Annotated in this window: 19 protein-coding genes; 9 read left to right on the plus strand and 10 right to left on the minus strand. The window is 71.6% G+C overall.

Going from position 1 to position 26,890, the window contains the following annotated elements; translation table 11 throughout:
* Positions 1–183 precede the first annotated feature (183 nt).
* On the plus strand, positions 184–1,407 hold the full coding sequence (locus tag FHR33_RS30660; protein ID WP_183655049.1) for a glycosyltransferase: 1,224 nt from the start codon (positions 184–186) through the stop codon (positions 1,405–1,407).
* 45 nt (positions 1,408–1,452) lie between these two features.
* Positions 1,453–2,991, plus strand: coding sequence for a methionine--tRNA ligase (gene metG, locus FHR33_RS30665; protein ID WP_183655051.1), 1,539 nt, complete (start codon positions 1,453–1,455; stop codon positions 2,989–2,991).
* On the opposite strand, the gene FHR33_RS30670 is transcribed toward metG, so the two are convergent.
* Together FHR33_RS30670 and FHR33_RS30675 are read right to left on the minus strand one after the other, a co-directional pair.
* On the minus strand, positions 2,988–4,115 hold the full coding sequence (locus tag FHR33_RS30670) for an FAD-dependent monooxygenase (protein WP_183655053.1): 1,128 nt from the start codon (positions 4,113–4,115) through the stop codon (positions 2,988–2,990). The genes metG and FHR33_RS30670 overlap by 4 nt on opposite strands.
* 35 nt (positions 4,116–4,150) lie before the next feature.
* The gene (locus FHR33_RS30675; protein ID WP_183655055.1) at positions 4,151–7,072 is read right to left on the minus strand and encodes an AfsR/SARP family transcriptional regulator; all 2,922 of its coding nucleotides are present in this window, start codon (positions 7,070–7,072) and stop codon (positions 4,151–4,153) included.
* Positions 7,073–7,103: 31 nt separating this feature from the next.
* Here FHR33_RS30675 and FHR33_RS30680 point away from each other — a divergent pair, with 31 nt between their 5' ends.
* Positions 7,104–7,961: a TatD family hydrolase gene (locus FHR33_RS30680; protein ID WP_312895790.1), complete on the plus strand. Its 858-nt coding sequence runs from the start codon at positions 7,104–7,106 to the stop codon at positions 7,959–7,961.
* A 34-nt stretch (positions 7,962–7,995) separates the two neighbouring features.
* On the plus strand, positions 7,996–8,916 hold the full coding sequence (locus FHR33_RS30685; protein WP_183655061.1) for a resuscitation-promoting factor: 921 nt from the start codon (positions 7,996–7,998) through the stop codon (positions 8,914–8,916).
* On the opposite strand, the gene FHR33_RS30690 is transcribed toward FHR33_RS30685, so the two are convergent.
* Together FHR33_RS30690 and FHR33_RS49270 are read right to left on the minus strand one after the other, a co-directional pair.
* Positions 8,909–10,057, minus strand: a complete 1,149-nt coding sequence (locus FHR33_RS30690; protein WP_183655064.1) for an FG-GAP repeat protein — start codon at positions 10,055–10,057, stop codon at positions 8,909–8,911. The genes FHR33_RS30685 and FHR33_RS30690 overlap by 8 nt on opposite strands.
* The gene (locus tag FHR33_RS49270; RefSeq protein ID WP_221241312.1) at positions 10,054–11,574 is read right to left on the minus strand and encodes a serine/threonine-protein kinase; all 1,521 of its coding nucleotides are present in this window, start codon (positions 11,572–11,574) and stop codon (positions 10,054–10,056) included. The genes FHR33_RS30690 and FHR33_RS49270 overlap by 4 nt, the downstream gene beginning before the upstream one ends.
* A gap of 59 nt (positions 11,575–11,633) precedes the next feature.
* On the opposite strand from FHR33_RS49270, the gene rsmA reads away from it, so the two are divergent.
* On the plus strand, positions 11,634–12,500 hold the full coding sequence (gene rsmA / locus FHR33_RS30700) for a 16S rRNA (adenine(1518)-N(6)/adenine(1519)-N(6))-dimethyltransferase RsmA (RefSeq protein ID WP_183655067.1): 867 nt from the start codon (positions 11,634–11,636) through the stop codon (positions 12,498–12,500).
* On the opposite strand, the gene FHR33_RS30705 is transcribed toward rsmA, so the two are convergent.
* Genes FHR33_RS30705 through FHR33_RS30720 form a run of 4 tightly spaced genes read right to left on the minus strand, consistent with a single transcriptional unit; the run spans position 12,497 to position 17,146 of the window.
* Positions 12,497–13,906: an ABC transporter ATP-binding protein gene (locus FHR33_RS30705; RefSeq protein WP_221241313.1), complete on the minus strand. Its 1,410-nt coding sequence runs from the start codon at positions 13,904–13,906 to the stop codon at positions 12,497–12,499. The two genes, rsmA and FHR33_RS30705, sit on opposite strands and share 4 nt — an antisense overlap.
* On the minus strand, positions 13,903–14,682 hold the full coding sequence (locus FHR33_RS30710; protein ID WP_312895791.1) for an ABC transporter permease: 780 nt from the start codon (positions 14,680–14,682) through the stop codon (positions 13,903–13,905). The genes FHR33_RS30705 and FHR33_RS30710 overlap by 4 nt, the downstream gene beginning before the upstream one ends.
* Positions 14,679–15,626 (minus strand): ABC transporter permease, encoded by a 948-nt coding sequence (locus FHR33_RS30715; protein ID WP_183655070.1) that lies wholly within the window; start codon positions 15,624–15,626, stop codon positions 14,679–14,681. The genes FHR33_RS30710 and FHR33_RS30715 overlap by 4 nt, the downstream gene beginning before the upstream one ends.
* The gene (locus FHR33_RS30720; RefSeq protein ID WP_221241314.1) at positions 15,611–17,146 is read right to left on the minus strand and encodes an ABC transporter substrate-binding protein; all 1,536 of its coding nucleotides are present in this window, start codon (positions 17,144–17,146) and stop codon (positions 15,611–15,613) included. Before FHR33_RS30720 ends, FHR33_RS30715 begins: the two co-directional genes overlap by 16 nt.
* Positions 17,147–17,239: 93 nt before the next feature.
* Between FHR33_RS30720 and FHR33_RS30725 the strand changes: the two genes are divergently transcribed.
* Positions 17,240–18,754 (plus strand): MATE family efflux transporter, encoded by a 1,515-nt coding sequence (locus tag FHR33_RS30725; protein ID WP_221241315.1) that lies wholly within the window; start codon positions 17,240–17,242, stop codon positions 18,752–18,754.
* A gap of 833 nt (positions 18,755–19,587) precedes the next feature.
* The gene (locus FHR33_RS50725) at positions 19,588–20,187 is read left to right on the plus strand and encodes an NlpC/P60 family protein (RefSeq protein ID WP_246452230.1); all 600 of its coding nucleotides are present in this window, start codon (positions 19,588–19,590) and stop codon (positions 20,185–20,187) included.
* A 666-nt stretch (positions 20,188–20,853) separates the two neighbouring features.
* On the opposite strand, the gene FHR33_RS30735 is transcribed toward FHR33_RS50725, so the two are convergent.
* Positions 20,854–21,495 carry a GNAT family N-acetyltransferase gene (locus tag FHR33_RS30735; protein WP_183660388.1) on the minus strand — a complete coding sequence of 214 codons (642 nt, stop codon included), beginning with the start codon at positions 21,493–21,495 and terminating at the stop codon, positions 20,854–20,856.
* A gap of 1,510 nt (positions 21,496–23,005) precedes the next feature.
* Positions 23,006–23,803, minus strand: coding sequence for an arginase family protein (locus FHR33_RS30740; protein WP_183655076.1), 798 nt, complete (start codon positions 23,801–23,803; stop codon positions 23,006–23,008).
* A 328-nt stretch (positions 23,804–24,131) separates the two neighbouring features.
* Between FHR33_RS30740 and FHR33_RS30745 the strand changes: the two genes are divergently transcribed.
* Together FHR33_RS30745 and FHR33_RS30750 are read left to right on the plus strand one after the other, a co-directional pair.
* Positions 24,132–25,034 carry a 4-(cytidine 5'-diphospho)-2-C-methyl-D-erythritol kinase gene (locus FHR33_RS30745; protein ID WP_183655078.1) on the plus strand — a complete coding sequence of 301 codons (903 nt, stop codon included), beginning with the start codon at positions 24,132–24,134 and terminating at the stop codon, positions 25,032–25,034.
* Between the two features lie 55 nt (positions 25,035–25,089).
* Positions 25,090–26,883 carry an ABC-F family ATP-binding cassette domain-containing protein gene (locus tag FHR33_RS30750; protein ID WP_183655081.1) on the plus strand — a complete coding sequence of 598 codons (1,794 nt, stop codon included), beginning with the start codon at positions 25,090–25,092 and terminating at the stop codon, positions 26,881–26,883.
* The last annotated feature ends 7 nt before the right edge of the window (positions 26,884–26,890 follow it).

Here is a 26,890-nt window from a genome sequence, read left to right on the forward strand (position 1 = left end):
CACGTCCCGCCAGCCCGGCGGTAGGCCCAGCGTCGACAGTGCCGAGCAGCTCGATCATATCATCGAGCCTTTGGACGACTATTCCCCTCCAGAATGCCACTCGTTTCGAGGACTTGACCCGACCACGTCGGGGCACAGGGCATGATGGTTAGCTGGGAAGTGCCGTGACTGAAGGGTCGAGACGTGGAACTGACGGTGGTCATGCCCTGCCTCAACGAGGCGGAGACCGTGGAAGTCTGCGTGCGCAAAGCTGTTGCGTGCATGGAAGAGCACGGCATCGAGGGCGAGGTCCTGATCGCCGACAACGGCAGCACGGACGGCTCGCAGCAGCTGGCGCGCGACGCGGGCGCCCGCGTGGTGCACATCGAGGAGAAGGGCTACGGCAACGCCCTGATGGGCGGCATCCGCGCGGCCCGCGGCAAGTACGTCATCATGGGCGACGCCGACGACTCCTACGACTTCACCGCGCTGCTGCCCTTCGTCGAGCAGCTGCGTGAGGGCGCCGACCTGGTGATGGGCAACCGCTTCAAGGGCGGCATCGCCCCTGGCGCCATGCCCCCGCTGCACCGCTACCTCGGCAACCCGGTCCTGTCGTTCGTCGGCAGGCTCTTCTTCCCGAGCGCGATCGGCGACTTCCACTGCGGCCTGCGTGGCTTCCGCCGCGAGTCGATCCTGCGGCTCGGGCTGCAGACCGGCGGCATGGAGTTCGCCAGCGAGATGGTGGTGAAGTCCACCCTGCAGGGCCTCGACGTGCGCGAGGTGCCCACCACGCTCTCGCCCGACGGCCGCTCCCGTCCTCCGCACCTGCGCTCCTGGCGCGACGGCTGGCGCCACCTGCGCTTCCTGCTGCTCTACAGCCCCAAGTGGCTGTTCTTCATCCCCGGCCTGGTGCTCATGGCGCTCGGCCTGGTCGCGGGCGCGGCCCTGACGTTCGGGCCGGTGAAGATCGGCGAGCTGGCCTTCGACGTCGACACCCTGGTCGGCGCGTCCGCCGCGGTGGTGATCGGCTTCCAGGCGGCACTGTTCGCGCTCTTCACCAAGGTGTACGCGGCGGAAGAGGGCTTCCTGCCGGAGTCGCCACGCATCCGCAAGCTGATCAGCATCGTCACACTGGAGAAGGGCCTGGTCGTCGGCGGCCTGCTGGCCCTGGCCGGTCTGGTCGGCCTGGTGATGTCGCTGGTGCACTGGCAGGTCCGCAGCTTCGGCGCGCTCGACCCGCGCGAGTCGCTGCGCATCGTCGTCCCCTCGGCGACCGCGCTCATCATGAGCTTCCAGACGATCTTCGCCGCGCTGTTCATCAGCATCCTGGGCATCAGGCGCACCAGGGAGACGGCCATCGACGTGGCCGCCAAGGCGGCGGAGGAGGCGGCGGAGGCCGTCTCCAGAGAAGAGTCCTCCACAGCCTAGGGGTAATGGGGTTCCCGGCCCTCGGCGAGCCTTAGTCTTGATGTCATGTTCTACGTCTCCACGCCGATCTACTACGTCAACGACGCTCCGCACCTGGGCCACGCCTACACGACCGTCGCGGGCGACGTGCTGACGCGCTGGCACCGCCAGCGCGGCGAGCAGGTGTGGTACCTCACGGGCACCGACGAGCACGGCCAGAAGATCATGCGAACCGCCGAGGCCAACGGCGTCACCCCGCAGGAGTGGTCCGACAAGCTCGTCGAGGAGGCGTGGAAGCCGCTCTGGCAGCACCTCGAGATCGCCAACGACGACTTCATCCGCACCACGGAGAAGCGTCACACCGAGCGGGTCCAGGAGTTCGTCCAGGACCTCTACGACAAGGGCGAGATCTACAAGGGTGGCTACGAGGGCCCCTACTGCGTGGGCTGCGAGGAGTTCAAGACCCCCGGCGACCTGCTCGAGGGCGACCTCTGCCCGATCCACAAGCGGCCCGTCGAGTGGCTGCGCGAGGACAACTACTTCTTCAAGCTCTCCGAGTACGGCGAGCGTCTGCTGGAGTTCTACGAGGCCAACCCCGACTTCATCCAGCCCGCCTCCGCGCGCAACGAGGTCCTGCAGTTCGTCAGGACGGGCCTGCAGGACCTGTCGATCTCCCGTTCCACCTTCGACTGGGGCATCCCGATCCCGTGGGACGACAAGCACGTCATCTACGTGTGGGTCGACGCCCTGCTCAACTACGCCACGGCGGTCGGCTACGGCTCCGACCCCGAGCGCTTCGAGCGCATCTGGCCCGCCGACGTCCACCTGGTCGGCAAGGACATCCTGCGCTTCCACGCGGTCATCTGGCCAGCGATGCTGATGGCCAACGGTCTCCCGCTGCCCGGCAAGGTCTTCGCCAACGGCTGGCTGATGGTCGGCGGCGAGAAGATGAGCAAGTCCAACCTGACCGGCATCTCGCCCCGGCAGCTCACCGAGCACTTCGGCGTCGACGCCTACCGCTACTACTTCCTGCGGGCGATCCCGTTCGGCCAGGACGGCTCGTTCTCGTGGGAGGACTTCTCCGCCCGCTACACCTCCGAGCTGGCCAACGACTTCGGCAACCTGGCCTCCAGGGTCGCCGCGATGATCGGCAAGTACTTCGACGGCGAGTTGCCCGCCTCCGCCGAGCGGGAGGAGGCGGTGGCCGGCGCGCTGGCCGAGACCGTCGCCAAGGCCGACAGGGCGATCGGCGACGAGCTCGACTTCGCCGGCGGCCTCGGCGCGATCTTCGACTTCGTGAAGCTGGTCAACGGCTATCTCAGCGAGCAGGAGCCGTGGAAGGTGGCCAAGGACACCTCCGAGGAGGGCCGCGCCAGGCTGGCGACCATTCTCTACACCGCCGCCGAGTCGCTGCGCGCCGTCGCGGTGCTGCTCAACCCGGTCATGCCGGGCACGGCCGAGAAGCTGTGGGCCTCGCTGGGCGCAGAGGAGCACCTGGGCGCCCTGGCCGAGCAGCGCGTGGCCGAGGCGGGCCAGTGGGGCAGGCTGCCCGCGGGTGCCCGCGTCGTCAAGGGCGAGATCCTCTTCCCCCGCCTGGAGAGCTAGTAGTCCTTCAGGGAGACGGCTCCCGCCGTCTTCCTGACCGACTTGGCGATCAAGCCCTTCCACGGCAGGTAGGGGAGCAGCCGGTAGTTCTGGTTGAGGAACCACGCCATGAACCTGCTCTCGGGCACCATCCACCTGCCCGCGCTCTCGCCCGACTTCTGGCAGCCGCGCACGTAGTCGCGCATGGCCTGCTCGTACCGGTCGAGAGCGCCCTCGGTGCCCCGGGCGAGCTCGCCCGCCAGCACGTACGCGCCGACCACGGCCAGGCCCGTGCCCATGCCCGACAGCGGCGAGGGGCACCACGCGGCGTCGCCGAGCAGCACCACGTCGCCGCGTGACCAGCGCTCCATGCGGACCTGGCTGATGGCGTCGTAGTAGAGGTCGTCGGCCGATCTCATCCGCTTCAGCAGCTCGGGCGCCTCCCATCCGACGCCCTCGAAGGCCTCGGCGACCAGGTCCATCGGGTCGCCGTCGCGTGTGGGCGAGGGGAAGTAGAAGACGGCCTTCGCGTCACTGCCGCCCGTGCTGTAGATGCCGACGTTCCTGCCGGGGGTGTTGTAGAGCAGGCCGGTGCGGTTGAGCCCGAGGTAGTTGTCGACGGTGAAGATCGCGAAGTGCAGGCCGAGATTCGTGACGAAGTCCTCCTCGGGGCCGAAGACGAGCCGCCTGACGTTCGAGTGGACCCCGTCCGCGCCCACGACCAGGTCGAAGCTGCGGGGCGGGCCCTTGTCGAAGGTGACGAGGGAGCCGGACACGGCCGTGATCGAGTCACCGAAGACGTACTCGGTCCTGTCGCGCGTGGCCTCGTACAGGATCGTGGCCAGGTCGCCGCGCAGGATCTCCACGTCGCCCGCGAACAGGTCGGCGGGCATCGAGGCGATCCTCTCGCCGTCCTGCCTGACGTAGGACATCGCGCCCATGTGGGTCTGGCGCCGCTCGATCTCCTCCAGCAGCCCCATTTTGCGCAGCACGGACAGATGCGCGGGGCCGCGGAAGTCGACCGCGTAGCCGCCCGCGCGGGGGGCGGGGGCGCTCTCGACGACGGTGGTGGTGAAGCCGTGCCTGGTGAGCCAGTAGGCCAGGGCGGGTCCTGCGACGCCTGCCCCCGAGATCAGGATGTTCATGCGGCCGAGCCTGGCGGCCCTCGCTCACCGAACGCTCACCACGAGCTCACCCCCAGCGCGAGCGCGTGGCTGATCAGCTCCTCCCGCACCCCGGCCAGGCGAAGCACCTGCTCGGGCGAGGGGTGTCCGACGCCTGTCATGCCGCGCAGGCCCCTCGCTCCTTCCTTCAGCAGCGCCGCCCTGTCCGAGTCGGATGCGAGGCGGGCCAGCGCGTCGATCGCGATGGCGGCGTCGGGGAGCGCGCCGAGCCGTACCGAGGTCTCGGCGCCGCGCAGGTGCCAGGCGTGGGCGGCTTCGAGGTCGCCCTCGGCCTCGGCGATCGTGCCGAGCCCGACGAGCGTGCGGGTGAGGTTGCCCGAGCTCCTGACCCAGCGCTCGTCGAACCGTTCGAGCGCCTGCTCGTACAGCCGCCTGGCCGTGGGCAGATCGCCCTCGGCGAGCGCGACGTCCGCGCGGCCGCGCAGCGCCGCCGCCAGGCAGGTGGCCGAGCCCGTACGGCGTGCGGTCTCCTCGGCCCGCTCGTAGTCGGCCGTGGCCGCGGCCAGGTCGTCGTCGAAGCGGTAGTCGCCCCTGCTGCACAGCAGGTCGGCCAGGTCCTCCAGCGCGCCGAGCGTCCCCGTCAGCTCGATCGCCTCCTCGACCAGCGCCAGGGCGGTGGCCCTGTCGCCGCGGACGGCGGCCAGCCACGACAGCGAGTCGAGCGCGAACGCGGCGCCCCACCGGTCGCCGAGCGCCCTGAACTCGGTGACGGCGGCGATGAACTCCGCCGTGGCCGCGTCGAGGTCGCCGGCGGCCAGATGCGGATAACCCCAGATGACGTGGACGATCGCGCGCTCCCACGGGTCCTCGCTGCGCCTGCCGTGCTCCAGGACGGCCAGCACGACGGTCACGTCGGCCTTGCTGGCGGTGACCATCGGCCACAGGAACGTGACGAGCGGGTGGCGGCGCGCCCTGCTGACGTCCATGGCGATGGCCTCGGCCGCGGCCCTGTGGCGGGCCCATGCGTCCTGGTCGCCGGCCGCAGTGAGCGCGCACAGCACGTAGTCGTCGCCGAACGAGGGATCGGGCTCGGGGCCCGCCTGGTCGAGCAGGGCGGTGGCGTGAGGGATGGCGGAGAAGCGGACGCCGCGCATCCACAGGTAGGAGGAGAGCGCGGCCAGCAGTCTGATGCCCAGCTCGGTCCTGCGCGTGGTGACGGCCCATCGAAGCGCTGCCATGAGGTTGTCGTGCTCGGCCGCCAGGCGGTCGAGCCATCCGAGCTGGTCGGCGGCGCGCAGATGGGGATCGGCCTGCTCGGCCAGCGCGAGGAAGCGGTCGGCGTGCGCCCGCCGTACGGGATCGGGGTCGGTCAGGTGCTCGGCGCAGAAGGCCCGGACGGTCTCCAGCATGCGGTAGCGGCCGCGCGAGACCTCCACCAGCGACTTGTCGACCAGGGAGTCGAGGACGTCGCGCGGCAGGCCGCACACCGCCTCGGCGTCGGCGGCGGTGGCGCCGCCCGCGAAGACGGTCAGCCTGGCGGCCATCGCCCTCTCGTCGTCCGCGAGCAGATCCCAGCTCCAGGCGACCACCGCGCGCAGCGTGCGGTGACGGGGGCCTGCCGTACGGCTGCCGCGCAGCGCGAGGTGGTCGGCCAGCTCGGACACCTCGTGCGTGCGCATCCTGGCGGCGGCCAGTTCGATCGCGAGCGGAAGGCCGTCGAGGGCCGCGCACAGGCGGCGTACGTCGTCGGGGTCGGCGGTGAAGCCTGGGCGCACGGCCCTCGCCCTGGCGGCGAACAGTCTGGCGGCCGCGTCGGGTGCCAGCGGCCTGACCGGCCACAGGTGCTCGCCCGTGATGCCGAGCGGCTCCCTGCTGGTGGCCAGGATCCGCAGGTGGGGACAGCCTGCCAGGAGCAGGTCGGCGAGCGAGGCGACCGCGTCGACGAGGTGCTCGCAGTTGTCCATGACGAGCAGCGCCGGGCGTTCGGCCAGCGCGGCGAGCAGCCTGGAGGCGGGAGTCGTCGCGTCGGGCAGGCCCAGCAGCGCGCTCTCTCTCAGGCCGAGCGCGCCCAGCAGGGCCTGCGGCAGCTCGGCGCCGTCACCGACGGCCGAGAGGTCGGCGAAGGTGACGTCGTCGCCCCTCGCCACCTCGATCGCCAGCCGGGTCTTGCCCACCCCTCCGGTCCCGAGCAGGGTGATCAGGCGCGCCTCGCGCAGCAGGCCGCGCACACCCTCGAGGTCGGGCTCCCTGCCGACGAGGCCGGTCAGCGGCGCGGGCGGCGCCGAGGGCCTGGCCCCGCGCAGCAGGCTCAGGTGGATGGCGGTCAGCTCGTCCGAGGGGTCGGCGCCCAGCTGCTCCGCCAGCACCCGCCTGGTCTCCTCGTAGGCGACCAGGGCCTCGGCCTGCCTGCCCTCGGCGTGCAGGGCCCGCATGAGCTGGCCTCGCAGGCGTTCGCGCAGCGGGTGGCGCTCGATCTCCGCTCGCAGCGCGGCGGCCAGGTCGCGGGCGCCCGTGCGCAGCTCCGCCTCGAAGAGGTCTTCGAGCGCGGACAGCCTGCGCTCCTCCAGCCTGACGGCCTCGGCCGCCGCGGGGCCTCGCCACAGCGCCAGCGCCTCGCGCAGCAGCTCGGCGGCGCGAGCGGGCGCACCGGCCTCCAGCGCGGCGCGACCCTCGTCGGCCGTGCGGAGGAAGACGTGCGCGTCGACCGACGAGGGGTCGACGTCGAGGCGGTAGCCGCCGGGCAGCAGCTCGATCGTGAACGAGCGGCGCAGGCGGGAGATCTGCGACTGGAGGGCGTGCGTGGCGTCGGCGGGAGGCTGCTCGCCGTAGACGGAGTCGATCAGGAAGTCGGCGGAGACCACCTGGCCCGCGCGGGCCAGCAGCAGCGCGAGCAGGGCACGCGGAGTCGGGCCGCCGAGCGGCACTCGCGTGCCGTCGGCACGCCATGCCGTGGTGGCGCCCAGGATCCCGAACCGCATGACGCTGATTCTCCCCGGTACCTTGGGGTGCGTGAGCAAGCTTCCCGTCGCGCCAGAGCCGCTGAGCACGCCCGTCTTCGACAGCCACTGCCACCTCGACATCATGGTGGGCAACAGGCAGGCCTCCTCGGGCGACCCCGTGGCCCAGGCCGCGCAGGCCGCCTCGGCCAGCGTGGAGAGCATCCTGGCCGACTCACGCGCGGCAGGGGTGACCAGGCTCGTCACGATCGGCTACGACCTGCCGTCGTCGGTGTGGGGCGCGCGGGTGGCCGCGGACCACGGCGACGTCTACGCGGGCGTGGCGATCCACCCGAACGAGGCGCACGCGGCCACACCCGAGGTGCTGGCCGAGATCGAGGCGCTGGCCTGCGAGCCCGACGTGCGGGCGATCGGCGAGACGGGGCTCGACTACTACCGCGACTGGGCCTCGAAGGACGACCAGCACGCCAGCTTCCGCGCGCACATCGAGATCGCCAAGCGCACGGGCAAGGCGCTGGTCATCCACGACCGCGACGCGCACGACGACGTGCTCAGGGTGCTGGCCGCCGAAGGAGCGCCCGACCGCGTGGTCTTCCACAGCTACTCGGGCGACGCCGAGATGGCGAAGAAGTGCGTCGAGGCCGGATACTTCATGTCCTTCTCCGGGCCTGTGACCTACAAGAACGCCGCATACCTGCGCGAGGCGGCCAGGGTCGCGCCCAAGGAGCTGATCCTGGTCGAGACCGACGCGCCGTACCTGCCGCCGGTCCCGCACAGGGGCAAGCCCAACGCGCCCTCCCTCATGCCGCTCACCCTGCGGTGCCTGGCGGAGGTCAAGGGCGTGCCAGCCGACGAGCTGTGCGAGGCCGTCAACACCAACGGAGAGGCTGTCTTCGGCATCTCGCGATGAGCCCGCGCCCGCCTGGGCTAGCCTCGCGCGGGTGATGGCTAGAGGACGACGCCGCGCGCCCAGGTCCTTCTGGGGCTCGGGGTGGGCGATGGCTGCTTACGGCGCCGCCGCGTTCGCGCTGGTCGGCAGGATCGTCGTCGGCATGGGCGCCGACGTCGCGCTGGACGTGGACGGCAGGACCATGGCGCTGCGCAGCTCGGCGGACACGGTGGCGGAGGTGCTCCAGGAGGCGCGGGTCGCCGTGGGCGCCGACGACTACCTCCATCCGGACGCCCGCGCCCCGATCAGCGACGGCGCGCGGATCGTGGTCCGCCACGCCCGCCCGATCACCCTGACCGTCGACGGCCGCACCGCCAGGCACGTCGTGACCGCCATGAGTGTCGGCGGCGCGCTCGACGAGCTGGACATCGAGCACACGGGCAGCAGGCTGTCGGTCGCCAGGGAGGGCGCGGTGCCGCTGTCGGGGATGGCGGTGACGATGCTGACGCCGCGCAGGGTCCACGTGATCGCCGGAGGCCGCCGGCTGAGCACCACGACCACCAGCGCCACCGTGAGAGGCGTGCTCAAGGAGAAGCGGGTGCGGCACGGCGACGGCTACCGTGTCACGCCGCCGCTGGGCAGCTTCCCGCGCCACGGCACCGTCATCAAGGTCGAACCTCCAGGACCCGTCGCGCCGCCGCGCACGGTGCCGATCACGGCCGAGGTGGCGGCGCTCAACTGGGCGGGCCTGGCCGCGTGCGAGTCGGGAGGCGACCCGCGCGCCTTCAACCCTTCGGGGCCCTACTACGGGCTCTACCAGTTCAGCCTGCCGATGTGGCAGGCCGTCGGCGGGACGAGCACGCCGAACCTCTGGCCCGCCGAGGAGCAGACCTACCGGGCGCAGCTGCTCTACCAGCGGGTGGCGGGGCGCTGGCAGGGACAGTGGCCGCACTGCGGCGCCAGGCTGTTCAGCTAGCCATCGAGGCGCCGAACTCGGCGCCCTCCGGTGGCTTCACCGCCTCGATGGTGTCGGCGTTGCGTCCTGCGACGCCGGCCGTGCCGTACGGCTGGTCGTCGGGGGCGCCCGCGACCAGCTGGTTGCCCGCGAAGGCGACCGACCAGCCGAACCTCGCGCCCCGCCCCGGCACCAGGAGCCTGTCGACCGACTCGTCGGCCATCGAGAGGACGCGCACCGCTCCTGTGGACCCCGCGTAGGGCGCGCCGACGGCCAGCCTGCCGTCCTTGGCGGCGGCGAGGGAGAAGCCGAAGGCGCCCTCACCCGTCACCTTCCTCGTGGGGGCGACCGCCTCGTCGAACAGCTGCACGAACCCGGCCTGCGGAGCGCCCACCGCGATGCCGGAGCCCTCGACGTAGGCGACCGCGTAGCCGAACCTGTCGCCCGTCGCGCGGTCGGGCGGCTCCCACTTGATGCCCGACAACCGCTGCGCGGTGACGTCGGCCAGCACGGTCATCGAGCCCGAGTCGATCTTGCCCTCCTCGACCTGGACGCCCGTGCCGTCGTCGTTCTCGTACGGCACGCCCACGACCAGGCTGTTGCCGGCGCCGAAGGCCAGCGCCCAGCCGTACTGGTCGCCCACCTCGGGGTTGCCCGGCACGTCAGGGGAGTCCTGGCCGATCCTGCGCAGCGGCGCCTCGCCCCGCCGGACGTAGACCGAGCCCGCGTCCCTGACCTCCGCCAGGTCCTCGTACGGCGCGGCCACCGCCACCAGGTCGCCCTTCGCGGCCACCGTCCAGCCGAAGTGGGCGTCCTGCTGCGGCTCGGGGGCGGTGAGCCGCACCGTGGCCCCCTTGCTGGTCAGCAGGTAGGCGGCCCCCGCGTCCTTGCGGCCCTCGACATCGGCGTACGGCGCGCCGACGAGCAGGTCGCCGCAGCCGTCGCCGTCGACCTCGGCCATCGCCACCGACCAGCCGAAGGCGTCGCCCTCACCCAGCTCGGGCGCCTCGACAGGGACGAGCGCGCCGCCCGACAGGCGATGGACCGCGCCAGGCCCGTCGAAGGGGTCGCCCACCACGACGTCGCCCGTGCACGCCCCCGTGACCTCGTGCCCGGAGAGGCCACCCGTCAGGAGCGCCAGGACCAGCAGCGTGCGCGTCATGAAAGGCGTACCTCGATCCGCTGGCCGCCCTCCATCAGGGTGCCCTCCAGAACCGAGGGCAGCCGCTGGGGAGGAAGGTCGAAGACGAAGACCCCGTCGATGCGCTCGCCGGGGGCGATGGTGGCGGGCAGCTTGGTGGAGGCGGGCGCGCTCTCGTGCCTGCCGCCCCTGTCGTCCACGAGCGCGACGCCCGAGGCGGCGAGCGGGCGCGCCGTGCCGCCGGGGTTCAGCAGCGCCCACCCGAGCACGCAGTACCTGCCGTCGGAGGATTTCGCGCCCTTGTAGTCGGTCAGGCCGCAGCGGGGCCGTCCCGTGAGGAGGAACTGCGGATCGTCGAACGCGGGACCGAGGCCGACGCGCCTGCCCGCGTCGGGGGCGGTGAGGGCGCCGGCGCCGCCCGCCTGCTGCGCGGGGGGAGTGACCGAGGGGCCGCGCGCGAGCAGGACGGCGACCGTGACCAGCAGCGCGCCCGCCACGGCGGCCGCCGCGACCAGCCAGCGCCTGCCCTTGGACCTCGGCTCCTCCTGCGGCGCCTCACCCCGCCCTGCCACCGATGGCTCCTCGCCCCGCCGGACCTCCTCCTGCGGAGGGATCGTCGCCGACAGCACCGCGGTGTCGGCGACGTTGGGCGGTGGCTCCCAGTTCCTGTCGAGGAGGTCGGTGGCGATCACCGTGGGCGGATCGGGTGTCGGCAGGCGCCCGCCCACCAGCGCCAGGAGCAGATCCTGGGCGGTGGGACGGAGCAGCGGGTCCATCGTGGTCGCCCGCTGCACGAGGTCGTTGAGCGGGGCGGGCAGCGCGCCGAGGTCGGGGGTCTGGTGCAGCACCCTGGTCGCCATGGTGATCGCGTCGCCGCGCCCGAACGGGTGGCGCCCGTTGCCCGCGAACGCCACCAGGCAGCCCCACGCGAACACGTCCGCCGCGGGCGTGACCTGCTGACCCCGCACCTGCTCAGGCGCCCACCAGCCAGGACTGCCCAGCAGCTCCCCCGAGAGCGTGAAGTTGCTCTCGCGGTCGAGGGCGCGGGAGATGCCGAAATCGATCACGCGAGGACCCGACATCGACAGGATGACGTTGGCCGGCTTCAGGTCGCGGTGCACCAGCCCCGCCACGTGGATCGCCGCCAGCGCGGCGGCCACGCCGAGCGCCACCCCGTGCAGCGCGGCGGGCTCCAGCGCGCCGTACTCGCTGATCTGGTCCGACAGGGGGACGCCCGCGATGTACTCGGTGACCATGTACGGCCTGCCCACGCTGTCGTTGCCGTTGTCGAGCACCTGCGCGGTGCAGAACGACGCGACCCTGCGCGCGTTGTCCACCTCCGCGTGGAAGCGGGCGCTGAACCCCTCCTGGTTGGCGAACTCCGCCTTCACCACCTTGACCGCGACAGGCCGTCCCGTCGGCGCGATGGCCAGGAACACCGTGCCCATGCCCCCCTCTCCGATGCGCCCGAGCAGGCGGTAGGGCCCGATCTCGCGCGCGTCGGTCGGACGCAGGGGTGCGGCGCCCATCGGCTTCATCAGCCCATCCTCTCTCCTACTCCCCGGTTCTTCGATGCCTCGCCGATGCGCGAGACTGAATGGGTGATAGGGGGAGTGCCATTGTGAGCCTGTTGGGGCCAATTGAAATACGTAATTTGGCGGAAAAGCTCGATCTTCGCCCGACAAAGAAGTTCGGTCAGAACTTCGTGATCGACGGCGGCACCGTCCGCCGCATCGTGCGCACGGCCGGGCTGTCGCCGGACGACGTGGTGATCGAGGTGGGTCCAGGGCTGGGCTCGCTCACTCTGGCGTTGCTGCCCGAGGTCGCCCACGTGGTCGCGGTCGAGATCGACCCCGTGCTGGCCCGGCAGCTTCCCCTGACCGTCGAGTCGCGCGGGCTCGGCGACAGCCTGACGGTCGTGGGCGGTGACGCCATGAAGGTGGGCCCCGACGACTTCTCCGGATACCTCCCGACGGCCCTGGTCGCCAACCTGCCGTACAACGTCTCCGTGCCGGTCGTCCTGCACCTGCTGGAGGTTCTGCCCTCGCTGCGCAAGGGCCTGGTCATGGTGCAGGCCGAGGTCGCCGACCGGCTCGCCGCCCCTCCAGGCTCCAAGGTGTACGGCGTGCCGTCCGCCAAGGCCGCCTGGTACGCCGACGTCAGGCGGGCGGGTCCGGTGGGCAGGACGGTCTTCTGGCCCGTCCCCAACGTGGACTCGGGGCTGGTGTCACTGGAACGGCGCGATCCGCCGGTGACCAGCGCTTCGAGGAAGCAGGTGTTCTCGGTGGTCGACGCCGCGTTCGCGCAGCGGAGGAAGACGTTGAGGGCGGCGCTGGGTGTCCTGTTCGGATCTCCGGCGCGGGCGGAGGAGGCGCTGAGGGCGGCCGGGGTGGATCCGTCGACCCGGGGTGAGCAGCTGGACATCACCGCCTTCGCCAGGATCGCGGAGCACCTGGAGGACTAGGGGCGCTCGCCCGGGGCGGGCGCGCGTTCCTCCTGCCCGCCGATCAGCGCCACGCTGTCGGCGTACCTCTCCACCAGGCGGAGGTCGTGGGAGGCGAACACCACGGCCATCTCACGCGTCTCGCGCAGCCGGGTCAGCAGCTCCATCATCGCCTGGGCGGTGTCGCCGTCCAGGGCCGAGGTGATCTCGTCGCAGACCAGCACGTCGGGCTCGGCGGCCAGGGCGCGGGCGATGGAGACCCGCTGCCGCTGGCCGCCTGACAACTCGTGCGGATAGCGGGCGGCGTGCTCGGCGCCAAGCCCCACCTGTTCCAGCAGCTCGGCGACCCGCTCCGGTACGGCGGCGCGCGGGCGGCGGCGGTGCAGGCGCAGCGGGCGGGCCAGCGCCGCCGACACCGTGGTCGAGGGGTTCAGCGCGCCCATCGGGTTCTGCGGCACGAACTGCACCCTGCGACGCTGCTCGCGCCCGCGTCTGCGGACGTTCGGGTGGAGGGCGACGCCGTCCAGGGTGACCGAGCCGCCCGAGAACGGGTGCAGACCCACCAGCGCACGGAGCAGCGTGGTCTTGCCCGATCCCGACGGCCCCACGACGCCGACCGCCGCTCCCGAGGGCGCGTCGAGATCGACGCCGCGCAGGACGGGCAGCCGCCTGGCGCCCACGTGAGCGTCCAGTCCGCGCGCCCGCAGTCCGCCCGCCCCCTGCTGTGCCGCCTGCCGGACGGCCGGCGTGCGGCCGGCGCGCGGCGGGGTCCCTGCGCAGGACAGCTCCAGCACCTCGTCGGCCAGCTGGTCGACCAGCTCCCTGTCGTGGCACGACAGCACCACGGCGACGCCGCGCTCGACGGCCAGGTGACGGAGGAGCTCACCGATCTCGTCGCGCAGGGCGGGGTCGAGGCCGGCCGTGGGCTCGTCCAGCAGGAGCAGGTCCGGCCGGCGTGCGAGCGCTCTGGCCAGGGCCACGCGGCGCTGCTGCCCGCCGGACAACTCTCCCGCCCTGCGCCTGAGCAGCCCCGGTACGGCAGGCAGGCGCACCTCCTCCAGCAGCAGGGCCGCCTCCCCCCGAGAGCCCGTCTCGGTGACCAGCGCGCCCACGCGCATCCTCGGATTGAGCGCCGAGCCGGGATCCTGGCCGACGTAGGCCACGCGGGTACGGCGCAGCTCACGCAGGTCCGCCGCCGTGCAACCGAGCACGTCCAGGCCGAGCACCCGCACGCTTCCGCCGGTGCGCGCCGTACCCGGGGGCAGATCGCCGATCATCGCGCGCAGCAGGGTGGTCTTGCCCGAGCCCGAGGAGCCCACCAGTGCCAGGACCTGCCCGGCACGGGCGGTGAGGCAGGCGCCGGACAGCAGTTCGCGTCCGTCCGGCGTGGCGACGGTCAGCTCGTCGACGACGGTGTGGGTGCTCACGTGTTCCTGACCTTGGGGGTGAGGGCGCCGGCCGCCAGGTTGACGCTCATCGCCAACAGGCCGATCGCGATGCCGGGAGCCAGGACGGCCCAGGGGTTGAGGACGATGCCCGCGCTGTTCTCGCGAATCATCAGCGCCCAGTCCGCCGCAGGTGGTTGCGGGCCGACCTGGAGGAAGGCCGCTGTGGAGACCACGTAGACCGCGGCGACGAAGCGCAGGCCGAACAGCGCGAGCACGGTGGAGCGCAGGTTCGGCAGCACCTCCCGCACGATCAGATGCCAGGTGCGCTCCCCACCGGCCACGGCCGCCTCGACGTAGCCGGTGGCCACGACGGGCGCGGCCGCGGCGGTCATGAACCGCACCGCGTACGGCATGCCGAGCGCGACCGCCGCGACCACGAGAGCGAGCTGGCCGCCATGCGGCCACGACTGGGTGATCAGCAGGATGCCCAGCACGGCGGGCAGCAGCATGAAGACATCGGCCACCCGCTCGACGAACCGCCCGAAGGCGGGGTGCAGCGCTCCGGCCACGCCGAGGACGGCCGCGATCATGGTGACGAGTGACGCCACCACGAGCGAGGCGATGACCAGGTCACGCCCGCCGTACAGGAGTCTGCTGAGCACGTCGCGGCCGAGCTGGTCGCCGCCGAGGAGCGCGCCGTCCGTCCCTGCGGGGCCGTACGGGATCGTGACGGGCTGGTCCAGGGGCAGGGGCGCCAGCAGCGGCCCCGCCACGGCCAGCACGAGCATCGACAGGGCGGGCAGCAGACGCTTCACGGGCGGCCTCCCGCGGCCCAGGAGCGGATCAGGTCGGCGACGAGCAGCACGCAGGTGATGACCAGGCCGGTCAGCGCCACCACACCCGCGATGACCGGGGTGTCCCTGTCGGCCACGGCGCCCGCGAGCAACGCGCCGACGCCCGGGTAGCTGAAGATCGTCTCCACCGCGACGGCGCCGCCGAGCAGCATGCCGGTGGAGGTGGCCGCGCCCGTCACGATGGCGGGAAGCGCGCCGGGCAGCAGGTGGTGGGTGAGGACGCGGCTCGGACGCAGACCGTCGAGCACGGCCGCGCGCACGTGGGGCGCCCTCGCCTCGTCGGCGAGCGCGCCACGCACGATCCTGGCGTTCCACCCGATCTGCGGGATCGCCAGCGCCAGCACCGGCAGGACCAGCATGGTCCATGAGGACGGTGTGCCGTCGGGTCCTGCGAGCGTCGCGGCGGGCAGCAGGCCCGCCCACAGGGCGAACACCAGCACCAGCGCCACCGCGATGACGAACTCGGGCAGGGCCAGCACGGCGGTGGCCGAGGCGGAGATCACCCGGTCGGTCACCGATCCCGGACGCAGCGCGGCCCAGCTGCCGAGCGTCAACGAGACGGCGACGGTGATCGCCAGTGCCAGCCCGCCCAGGAGCAGCGTGTTGGGCAGCGGTCCTGCCAGCAGGCTCCAGACCCGCTCGCCGCGCGCGGACACGCCGAGGTCGCCCGTCGGCAGGCCGGCCATCCAGCGGAGGAACCGGACGGCCACCGGCTGGTCCAGGCCGAGCAGAACGCGTCGTCTGGCGACGTCCGCGGCGCTCTCTCCACGATCGGCTGTGGCGTCGGCGGCGTCGCCAGGAAGCGCCTCGACGACGGCGAAGACCAACGCCAGCAGCGCGGCGAGCAGGGCGATCCGGCGGGCGAGCAGCCCGCCGAGTCGCAACGCCGTCAGCGCGCCAGCCATACCCGCTCGAGCTGCACTCGCCCGTATCCGGGCAGCTTGGGCAGATCGCGAACGGTCGGTGCTGCCAGGTCGATGCCGTCGGCCATGCCCCACAGCAGGTAGCCGGAGCGCTGGTGCTGGATCTCCTGGAGTCTGCGCAGCGCCTGCTCCCTGGCGGCCGGGTCCAGGGTGCCCACCGCCTGCTTGTAGGCCTGGTCGAACTCGGCGTCGCTCCACGCCGACTCGTTCTGCCCTGCGCCGGTCAGCAGGAGCTTGCTGGCGAAGAAGATCACCGAGTCGTTGGTGCCCCAGTACGTGGTGTAGAGGTCGCCCTTGAGCCAGGTCTTGTCCCAGAACGCCCCTGAGTCCTCCTTGACGACCTTGATCTGCACGCCCACCTCGCGCACCTGGGTGGCGAACAGCGCCGCGGACTCGGCCAGGCCGGAGATGTCCTCCGTGGTGCGCAGCTCGTAGGTCTTCGACAGGTCGAAGCCGGCCTCCTGCAGCAGCTGCCTGGCCCTGGCCAGGTCGCGGGCCCGCTGCGGCAGGTCCTTGGCGAAGTCGGGGTCGCCGGTGCCCAGCACGTCGTTGGCCACCTTGCCGTAGCCGCTGAGCACCTGCTTGACCATGGCCTCGCGGTCGACTGCCAGCCTCAGCGCCTCGCGGACCCTGGGGTCGGCGTACGGGCTGCCCTCGGTGGTGCGCATGACGATCGGCATCGCCATGTCGTCGGGTCTGCGCAGCACCTGGACGTCCTGCCGGGAGGCGGCCACGCGCGCGGCGACGGCGCCGACGTTGGAGGCCACGTCGATCTGCCCGCCCAGCAGGGCGTTGGCCATGGCCTGCGGGCTTTCGAAGATCTTCACCTCGATCGCGTCGAGGTACGGCTTGCCGCCGTGCCAGGTGTCGTTGCGCACCAGCCGGGCGTTGCCGTCGCGATACCAGTCGAGCTTGAAGGGGCCGCTGCCCGGCGCGCCCGCCACCTCCTCGGTGCCCTTCTTCATCACGAACGTGGTCAGGCGCAGCATCAGCGGCAGATCGGCGTTCGGGTAGTCAGAGGTCAGCACCACGGAGTCGCCGTCGGCCTTGATGTTGTCCGCCTTGACCCCGGGCAGCCGGGCGGCGCCCGCGGGGGTCTCGCGCAGGCGGCGCAGCGACCAGACGACGTCCTCGGCGGTGACCGGCGAGCCGTCGTGGAAGGTGGCGCCCTTCGCCAGCGTGAAGCGCCAGGTGGTGACGTCCTGGTCGGCCTTCCAGCTCGCGGCCAGGCGGGGAGCGGTGTTCACGGTGGCGCCAGGCGCGGTCAGCGTGTCGTAGAGCAGGCTGATGATCAGGTAGTCGCTCTCGTTCGCCTGCGTGCCGTGGGGGTCGCGGGTGATCGCGCTCGCCCTGCCCAGCGCGCCGATCCGCAGCGTGCCGCCGCTGACGGGCTCGCCCTGGGCCAGTGACCGCGCCGACGCCTGTGCCGTCGGCTTGGCGCCGGAGTCGCCGCTGCCGCAGGCCGCGAGCAGAGCCGCCAGACCGACGCCTCCTGCTGTCATGAGAAGCTGACGTCGGCTCCAGTCCACTTTGTCCCCATCCGTACTGGTATCTTACTTAGGTTTGCCTATCCTAAAGGGAAGTAAAAAGCAGCGGTGACCTCGCCCCCCCTCCGCCACGACGTCCGTGAGCTCGCCACGCTGGCGGTGCCCCTGGCCCTCACCCAGCTCGCGCAGGTCGCCCTGACCACGACGGACACGGTCATGCTCGGGCTGCTCGGCGTCGAGGCCCTGGCGGCGGGCGGCCTGGCCATGGTCATCTTCAACCAGCTCCGCACGATGGGCGTCGGGCTGGTGACCGCGGTCGGCAACCAGGTGGCGGCGGCGCATGCCCGCGAGGAGGATCTCGGCGGCCTCGTCCGTGCCTCGCTGGCTCTGGCGACCGTCGCAGGGGTCGTCGGCGGCGTGCTCATGGTGGCGATCGGCGAGGGCGTCGCCCTGCTGGGCCAGGATCCCGCCGTGATCGAGCGGATGCGCCCCATGCTGTGGGCTCTCGCACCCGGCCTCCTCCCGTGCCTGTGGTTCCAGTCGATCAGGCAGTTCACGGTCGGCATGCGCCGTCCGCAGGCGCTGCTGCGCATCACGATCGCCTCCGTGGTGGTGAACCTGGCGCTCAACCTCGCCCTCATGGGCAGTCTCGGCCTGGCCGGCATCGGCATCGCCACCAGTACCGTCTACCTGCTGACCTTCCTGGCCCTGTACGGCTCCGCGCGACGTGACCCGGAACTGGCGCCGATGCTCGACCTGCGCGCCTGGAGAGCCCGTCCCGCCACCGTGCGCAGGCTCGCCGGCCTCGGCGTGCCGATCGCCGCCACCTACGGCTCGGAGGCGGGCTTCTTCTCCGTGGTCGCCCTGCTCGTCGGCACCTTCGGCACCGCGGCCCTGGCCGCGCACACCGCGGTCAACCAGCTCGTCTACATCGTCTTCCAGGTCTCCGTCGGCCTGTCGCACGCCGCCTCGATCGGGGTGAGCAGGGAGGTCGCGCTCGGAAGGCCCGAGTCCGCGCGCCGCGTCGCCCGCGCCGCGCTGGCCTGCGGCGCGGGCGTGATGGCCGCTGTGGCGGTGGTCTATCTCGCGTTGCCGGAGCTGATCCTGCGCCCGTTCCTGGACGGCGGCGACGGCGCGGCCCTGCGCGTCGCGACGGGGCTGGTCATGGTCGCGGCCGTCATGCAGTTCGTCGACTGCGCCCAGAACATCGCGGTGGGCCTGTTGCGCGGGCTGGACGACACCAGGAGCGGCTTCCGGTTGACCCTGTTCGGCTACTGGATCGTGGGCCTGCCCGCGGCGTGGCTGCTGTCGGGGGCCGGCCGGGCTGAGCACGGTGGGGACGTGGCTGGGCCTGTTCGCCGGACTCACCGCCACCGCCGCTCTCCTGCTGCGCCGCTTCTTCCACACCCTGAGATCGGCTCCCGGCGGCTGACCCGGCCGTTGGCGTCTCGCTGCGTGGGCCTTGGGCGTCTCCGTCCACAGTCGGCCCGTCGCCCCTCGCCCTTCGTCCACAGAACTGCGCTCGGTCCCGCCCTCCACACCCCCTCCACACGATCCTGGGCCTCCCTTCCACGGCTCAGGAGGCCCAGATGTGGCTCACCATCGGTTTTCTGGCAACGCTGAGCGCCGCCTCTCCCGGCCCGGCGACCGACCCCAGCCAGGCGGCATGCCTGCGCACCATCACCCTGCCCGCCGCCTACGCGCCCCTGCTGGAGGCCTGGCAGCACGAGGACGACACCCCGGCGTCCGACGCCGTACGGCCCGCCGTCAAGGGCACGGGTTCTTCCGTCCGGCTGACGGTCGCCCTCTCCTCGGCGGCCTGCTCACCCGGACGAAAATCACCAGCCGGATCCCGGCCCTGGCACCCCCTCACGCCCGGCACGACATCTCCATCACCGGGCCCCGACCAGCCTTCGGCCCACCCGCCCGTGCGGTGGTCGGTGATGCGCATGAGCGACGTGGACCCCGGTTCACGCTCCGCCGTCCGCGACACCGTTTCGACCTGGCTCACCACCTGGCACGACCGCTTCCGCCACCGCCCGTCATGGCTGAACACATTCCCCTGGCCGACCGGGAGACCTCCCATGGCCCTGCCTCACCCGGCCACCGACTCCGACCCCGGCAACCTTTCGTCGGATCACTCTCACCGGCCTATCCCTCCGCCAGAGCTCTCCCGCCTGATCGAGCTGCCTCCAAGGGAGTGGTCCCACCCGAGCGAGCCGGCTCCGGCGAATCGGTCTCATCTGGGTGAATGGGCTCCAGCGGATCGGCCGGGCGTGGGTGAGTGGGCTCCAGCGGATCGGTGGCGCTTGGGTGAGCTGGCTTTTGCGGATCGGTCTCATCGCGGTGAGCTGGCTCCCGCGGATCGGTCCCATGCGGCGGAGTGGCTGGCGCCGACCCTGTCTCGCCTGGTGGAGGCGCAGCCGGGGGGACTGCCCCGCGTGGTGAGGCCGTCGATGGTGCGCCCCGACTCCGGGAAGCCGTCGACAGTGGGCCCTGGCTCAGGGAGGCCTTCGAAGGATCGGACCCGGCCCGGCCCGCCCCCGTCGGACGGCGCACGGCCGGGGACACCTCCCTCGCCCAGCAAGGCGACGCCGAAGAAGAGATCCAGCGACCACAGCCCTGGCAGGAAGCGGACCACCCGCACCAGAGGAGACCTGGCCGCCACCGCCGCCATCGCCCGCCTGGGCACCCCCTTCTCCTGGGGTGGAGGCAACCCCGCAGGACCCAGCAGGGGCATAGGACGAGGGGCCGGCACCGTCGGCTTCGACTGCTCGGGGCTCACCCTGTACGCGTGGTCCAGAGCAGGGGTAAAGCTCGGCCACTACACCGGCACCCAGTTCCGTCAGGGTAAGCGCGTCAGGCTGTCCGACCTGCGCCGGGGCGACCTCGTCTTCTTCGGTGGAGGCACGGGCGATCCCACCCACGTCGGCCTCTACCTGGGCAACGGCATCATGATCCATGCTCCCAAGACCGGCGACGTGGTCAAGAAGACCGACTTCCTCGACTCCACGTACTACCGCCCGCGCTATCGCGGCGCCGTCCGGCCGGGATGACACACCCCGGAGGTGTCGGCTTGCGGGGTCGGCTTCGGGAGTGCCCTCGGGGGTTGCCCTCTGAGGGCACAACCGGGGGTCGCCTTCCGAGGTGGCTTTCTTGCGAGTCGCCTTCCCGGGGTCGCCTTCCCTCGGGTCGCCTTCCCTCGGGTCGGCTTCCCTGGGGTCGGCTTCCCTGGGGTCGGCTTCCCTGGGGTCGGCTTCCCAGGTCGGCTTGGGGGCGCCTTGCGAGGTCACTTCCGGGGTCGGCTTCCGGGCGGTTCCCTGGGCTGCCTTCGGTGCCCTGTGAGGTCGGCTTCTCGCATCGGCTTTCGAGTCGGACCCCTTGCGAGTTGGCTTGCGGGTCTCGTTTCGGATCGGCTTGCGAGGTCAGCTTTCGGGGTCGCCCTCCGAGGTCAGCTTCCGGGGGCGTCCTTCGAGGTTGGCATTCGGTGGCGCCCTCCGAGGTTGGCTTGCGGGTTCGGCTCCGAGGGGCGCCCTAAAGGTCGGCTTGTGGGTGGCCTCTGAGCGTCTTGGGGCGCACGGGGTTGGTCCTGGGGCGATCGTGCCCAGCGCTCACCTCTGGCAAGGGCCGGTTGAGCTGTCGACTGAGAGCGCGGGGCCCTTGTCGTGTGGTGAGGGGTAGGTCTCTGGATCATGTTGTGGTGGCGGTGCGCCGGTCTCGTGTCAGGCGCCGGGTCGGACCATCGTCTGCTGGTGGAGACGGGTGCCGTGGTGTCTGAGGCCGGGGACCAGCGGAGTGGGGCCGTGCTTGGTGAAGCCCATGCGTTCGAAGAACCGTACGGCGCGGCTGTTCTCGACGAGGGTCTGCAGGTGGCATCCCGGTGATCCGGCTGCTTCGAGCCGATCCAGCCACCCCTTCATCAACCCGTCGGCGACGCCCGTTCCTCTGGCCGAGGGCGCCACGTTGATGTGCAGGTGGGATGGCCACCGGTGATCGTCGAAGTCTCCCGCCGTGGGCTCCCGGCGGATGGCGGACCAGGCCAGGTCGGCCATGCTGCGAGCGAAGAAGGCCGCGGGCTTGCGGCGGAAGATCAGCCGGTACTTCCTCATGGCCTTCTCCAAGCGCTCGCTCTCGCTCGGGAACGTCGCGCTGTCAAGGCATCCCGCCAGGTAGCCGGCCAGGGCTCCATCGACCACGGCCAGGAACAGCGAGTCGGGTTCCAGGTCCATGTAAGGGTCCAGGTAGATGGCGGCTTCGGATTCCTCGTGTCCCCACAGCGGAGCGGTGGGAGCACCTTCGCCTGCGCGGTGGAACAGCCTGCGCAGCTCGGCGCGGTCGGTTTCGGTAAACGTCCGAATCTCCATCACGTCGACACACTCCTCAGTCCCTCGAATCGGTGCGGCGGCCGCTGACGTGGACACCGCTTCAATAGAGCGTATGCCGTACTGTGTATCAGGTATAGAGTTTTATGACGAGGGAGGTGGAGCCCCGAGTCCGTTACGAGCTCGCCCTTGGGAAGGGTGTCGCTGTTTGCGCCGCCACCGCCGCCACCGCTGGGGCCGCTGCCGCCAAACGGCGCCCACCGATGGCGCCGCTGCCGCTGCCGCTGCCGCTGCCGCTGCTGTTGCCGTCGCCGCGGCTCCGGCTGCGGTGGGCTGCGTCGAGGTACCGCTGATCGCGCTCGTGGATGCCGGCGGTGGGCTCCGATGCCCGTGATCGTGTCTATCTGGCCAGTAGGCGGGCGATCAGATCGGCGGCCAAGTGGAGATCCTTCCGGTGGGCCTGGTGGCCGCCTTCCTCCCAGGCGTTATCGGCGCGGTCCCTGGAAGTTCGGGGTGGGTGACCGTCCTGTCCGTCATCCTCCTGGCCACTGCCTTCCTGTTCGTTGGCTCCGCCCGCAGAGTGCGTCTGCTCCAGCGGTGGAGTACCGGCCTTCTCGGCGTGATGGCCGCTCGCGATGTCGTCGTCCCCCATCCAGCCGCCCGAACGGGGAGCTGAAGCCACCCGGCCTGGCCGCTGTCTTCCTGTTCGTTGGCTCCGCCCGCAGAGTGCGTCTGCTCCAGCGGTGGAGTACCGGCCTTCTCGGCGTGATGGCCGCTCGCGATGTCGTCGTCCCCCATCCAGCCGCCCGAACGGGGAGCTGAAGCCACCCGGCCTGGCCGCTGTCTTCCTGTTCGTTGGCTCCGCACGCAGAGTGCGTCTGCTCCAGCGGTGGAGTACCGGCCTTCTCGGCGTGATGTCGCCGTCCTCCACCCAGCCGGCTGCACGGAGAGCTGAAGGTAGTCGGCCTGGCCACTGGCCGAGCGCCTCAACAGAGAGGACTTGAGGAGAACTGCCGCCATGACGGGAACGCGGGGTGGAGGCCGTCGGCGCGTTCGTCGGCTGGATCTCCGGCCGGAGGCGACGCGTCGGGGCTTCCTCGGGCGCTCCGATACGGGCCGGGCGCGCTGTTGCTCGATGCGAGTCGAGTCTGAGCGCTTGGCGGCGAAGCCGGCCTCAATGCCCGGGGCGTGGCTGGCCTCGGTGTCTGGGGGTGAGTCGGCCTGGTGTTTGGGTGAGCTGGTCTCGGTGCTCGGTGCTCGGTGCTCGGTGCTCGGTGCTCGGTGCTCGGTGCTCGGTGCTCGGTGCTCGGAGCTGCGGGTTGGTGTTGGTGTCTGGGGGGTGGGTTGGCGTGGTGTTTGGGGGGAGGCTGTCTGAGTGCTCGGGGGGTGAGTCGGGCCTGGTGTTTGGTGGCGATTCGGGGGTGCCAGGGTCGAGGGTGGTCGGGTCGCCGCCGCGAAGGGGGTCGTGCTGCCGTTGAGGGGCGGCTGCGAGGTTCGCTTGTGGTTGCCGTACCTGGTCTCCGAGGCCCGCTTGTGGTTGCCGTACCTGGCCTCAGGGGGTGGTGAGGTTGGCGATCAGGGGAGTGAGGAGGAGTTGGTCCTCGGGGCGGGACGGTTCGTACTCGGTGATGCCGATTCCCGCCAGCTCGAAGTGCTCCGTCAGCGTCCTGACGAGCTTGAGGAGGTCGTCGGGCAGGAGGCCGCCGGGGGCGGGGACACCGACCGAGGCGAAGGTGGCGGGGTCCAGGACGTCCAGGTCGATGTGGATGTAGACCACGTCGGCGCCCGTGTCGGTGACGGCCTGGACCAGGGTGGCGGGGTCGGACAGGTCGGTCACGCCGAGATGGGTGAGGCCACTGGAGGTGGCGAAGTCGCGCTCGGCGGGGTCGAGGTCGCGGGCACCTGCCAGGACGATCCGCTCAGGGTGGATGGGGTGCTCGGGCAGCAGGGCGTCGTGTCCTTCGCCGGTCAGCGTGCGCAGCACCATCCCGTGGAAGGCGCCCGAGGGGGAGGAGCCGGGGGTGTTGAGGTCGCCGTGGGCGTCGAACCAGACGAGGGCGAGGCGGTCGCCGTACCGGTCGAGGGCGGCGGAGACGGGAGCGAGGTCGACGCCGCAGTCTCCGCCGACGGTCACCACGAGCCCGTCGGGGGCTTGGGCCAGGGCGGCGCGGGTGCGGCCGGCGGTGGTGGCGAGGGCGGCGGGGGCGTCGCCGTCGGCGATGTCCACGCGCAGGTGTACCGCGTTGGGGACCATCTCGGCGAGCAGCTTGGCGCCGTCGCGCAGTCGGTGGGCGGTAGGGGAGGACGAGCCCTGCCACTGCGGTACTTCGATGACCGTTACCTGGGACATCAGTTCACTTCACCTTGTCTACGAGGTCGACCTTTCTGCGAGGCCGAGGTTTTGGTGAGGTCGACGTGTGCGGGAGGTCTACGTTTCTGGGAGGCCGAGGTTCTGTGTGAGTGACGGTTCTGCGAGGTGGCCCTTTTATGTGGCCGAGGTTCTGCGCGGCGGATCGCGGTTCTGCGGAGGCTTGTGGACGGCTTCCGCAGATCCCCGGTCCGGTGTTCGCAGGATATGACGGCCGGGTGCGGGCGGAAGAGCAGGGCGTGGGGCGCAGGTGGGTCCCGATAGCATCGAGAGCCTTGACCCCGCAGGCCGATGAGAGTGGCAGAAGCAGATGAGTTCCGTGACCGTCCGGGTGCCCGCAAAGGTCAACGTCCAGCTGTCCGTGGGCCCCTTGCGGGATGACGGCTTCCACGACCTGGTGAACGTCTTCCACGCCGTCTCGGTCTTCGACGAGGTCGTGGCCAAGGAGTCGGAGACGGTCTCGGTGCGGGTGGAGGGCGAGTCCGCCGACCAGGTGCCCGTCGACGACGGCAACCTTGCCATCCAGGCCGCCAGGGCGCTGGCCAAGCACGCGGGCAGGACGTACGGCGTCGAGCTGGTCATCCGCAAGGCGATCCCCGTGGCGGGCGGCATGGCCGGAGGCAGCGCCGACGCGGCGGGCACCCTGGTGGCCTGCAACGAGCTGTGGGGGCTCGGGCTGCCGCTGGAGGACCTGATGGAGATCGCCGCGGACCTGGGGAGCGACGTGCCGTTCTCCCTGCTCGGCGGTACGGCGGTGGGCACGGGCAGGGGCGAGCAGCTGACCGCGCTGCCGGTCAAGGGCGACTTCCACTGGGTGTTCGCCGTCGCGGACGGCGGGCTGTCCACGGCGAAGGTCTACGCCGAGTGCGACAGGCTGAGGGCGGCGGCGGGCACGCCGGTGGCGTGGCCGCAGGTGAGCGAGGCGCTGCTGAGGGCGCTGAAGGACGGCGACGCGCGGGCGCTGGGCGCCGAGCTGACCAACGACCTCCAGGAGCCCGCGCTGACGCTGCGCGGATCCCTGGCCAGGACGCTGGAGGCGGGGCGCGAGCACGGGGCGCTGGGCGCGATCGTGTCGGGGTCGGGGCCGACGTGCGCGTTCCTGGCCGCCGACGAGGAGCACGCCCGCGAGCTGGCCGAGGCGCTGAAGGGCGCGGGAGTGTGCCGTACGGCGGTGCCCGCGCACGGCCCCGTGGCGGGGGCGTCGATCGTTTGAGGGCCGGTCGGCGATGGGCCGTCGTGGACGGGGGAGGGGATAGCCTTGGTGAGCGATGAATCTGGTCAATCTTGAGTCTGTTTCCCATGCCTACGGGCCCAAGCCACTGCTGAGTGACGTCTCCCTCGGCATCGAGGCCGGTGAGCGCATCGGCGTGGTCGGGCGCAACGGCGGTGGCAAGACGACGCTGCTGTCGGTGGTCGCGGGGACGGTGAAGCCCGACACCGGCCGTGTGACGCACAACAGGGGTCTGCGGGTCGGCCTGCTGTCCCAGCGCGACGACCTCGACCCCGGCAGGACCATCCACGAGACCGTGCTCGGCGGCCGTGCCGAGCACGAGTGGGCGGGCGACCAGGCGATCAGGGAGATCCTCGCCAACCTCATCGGCGACCTCGACCTGGAGAGCAAGGTCGGAGACCTGTCCGGTGGGGAGCGGCGGCGTACGGCGCTGGCGAAGCTGCTCATCGACGAGCATGAGCTGATCATGCTCGACGAGCCCACCAACCACCTCGACATCGAGGCGATCGCGTGGCTGGCGGGGCACCTGTCGCAGCGCAAGAGCGCGCTGCTGGTCGTGACGCACGACCGGTGGTTCCTCGACGCCGTCTCCACCAGGACGTGGGAGGTCGTCGACGGCAGGGTCGAGCGCTACGAGGGCGGTTACGCCGCGTACGTGCTGGCCAAGGCCGAGCGGGCGCGCATCGCGCAGGCCGCGGAGGAGCGCCGCCAGAACCTCATGCGCAAGGAGATCGCCTGGCTGCGCAGGGGTCCGCCCGCGCGGACGTCGAAGCCGAAGTTCAGGATCGAGGCGGCGCAGGCGCTGATCGCCGACGAGCCTCCCGTGAGGGAGACCGTCGAGCTGATGAAGTTCGCGGCGGCGCGGCTCGGCAGGACCGTCTACGACCTCGAGGACGTCACGCTGCACGCGGGCGGGCCCGACGCGGGTCCGCTGGTGCTCGACCACTCCACCTTCCAGTTCGGTCCCGGCGACAGGATCGGGCTGATCGGGGTCAACGGCTCGGGCAAGTCGACCGTGCTGCGCCTGCTCGCCGACCAGGTCAAGCCCGACTCCGGACGCATCGTGCGCGGCAGGACGGTGCGCCTGGCCTACCTGTCGCAGGAGCTGACCGACGTCGATCCGGGGCAGCGCGTGCTCGAGTCGGTGGAGCAGATCCGCAAGTACATCCAGCTGGGCAAGAAGGAGTGGACCGCCTCCCAGCTGCTCGAACGGCTCGGTTTCAAGGGCGAGGCGCAGTGGAAGGTCGTCGGCGACCTGTCGGGCGGTGAGCGGCGGCGGCTCCAGCTGCTGCGCCTGCTCATGGACGACCCGAACGTCCTGCTGCTCGACGAGCCGACCAACGACCTCGACATCGAGACGCTGAACGAGCTGGAGGACCTGCTCGACGGCTGGCCAGGCACGCTCGTGCTGGTCAGCCACGACCGTTACTTCCTGGAGCGCGTCGCCGACCGGTGCGTGGCGCTGCTGGGCGACGGTCGGCTGTCGATGCTGCCGGGCGGGGTGGACGAGTACCTGCAGCGCAGGGCGGCGGGCACGGCGGTGACGGCCAGGGTCGCCGGTGGCGCGCCCGTGGCGGCCGCTCCCGTGAAGGCCGAGCCCACGGGGATGTCGGCCAAGGAGGAGCGTGAGCTGCGCAAGGAGCTGAGCCGCCTCGAGCGCCAGCTCGACAAGCTCGCAGGGCAGGAGGACAAGCTCCACGCGGCGATGGCCGACGCGGCCAGCGACTACGCCAAGCTGGGCGAGCTCGACGCGAAGCTGCGCGACATCCTGAGCGAGAAGGACGCGGTCGAGGCGGAGTGGCTGGAGGTCGCCGAGCGTCTCGGCGAGTAGCGCTCGG

Origin of the sequence: Nonomuraea dietziae (genome assembly GCF_014195505.1) — a bacterium.
In the GTDB taxonomy this organism is placed as follows: domain Bacteria; phylum Actinomycetota; class Actinomycetes; order Streptosporangiales; family Streptosporangiaceae; genus Nonomuraea; species Nonomuraea roseola.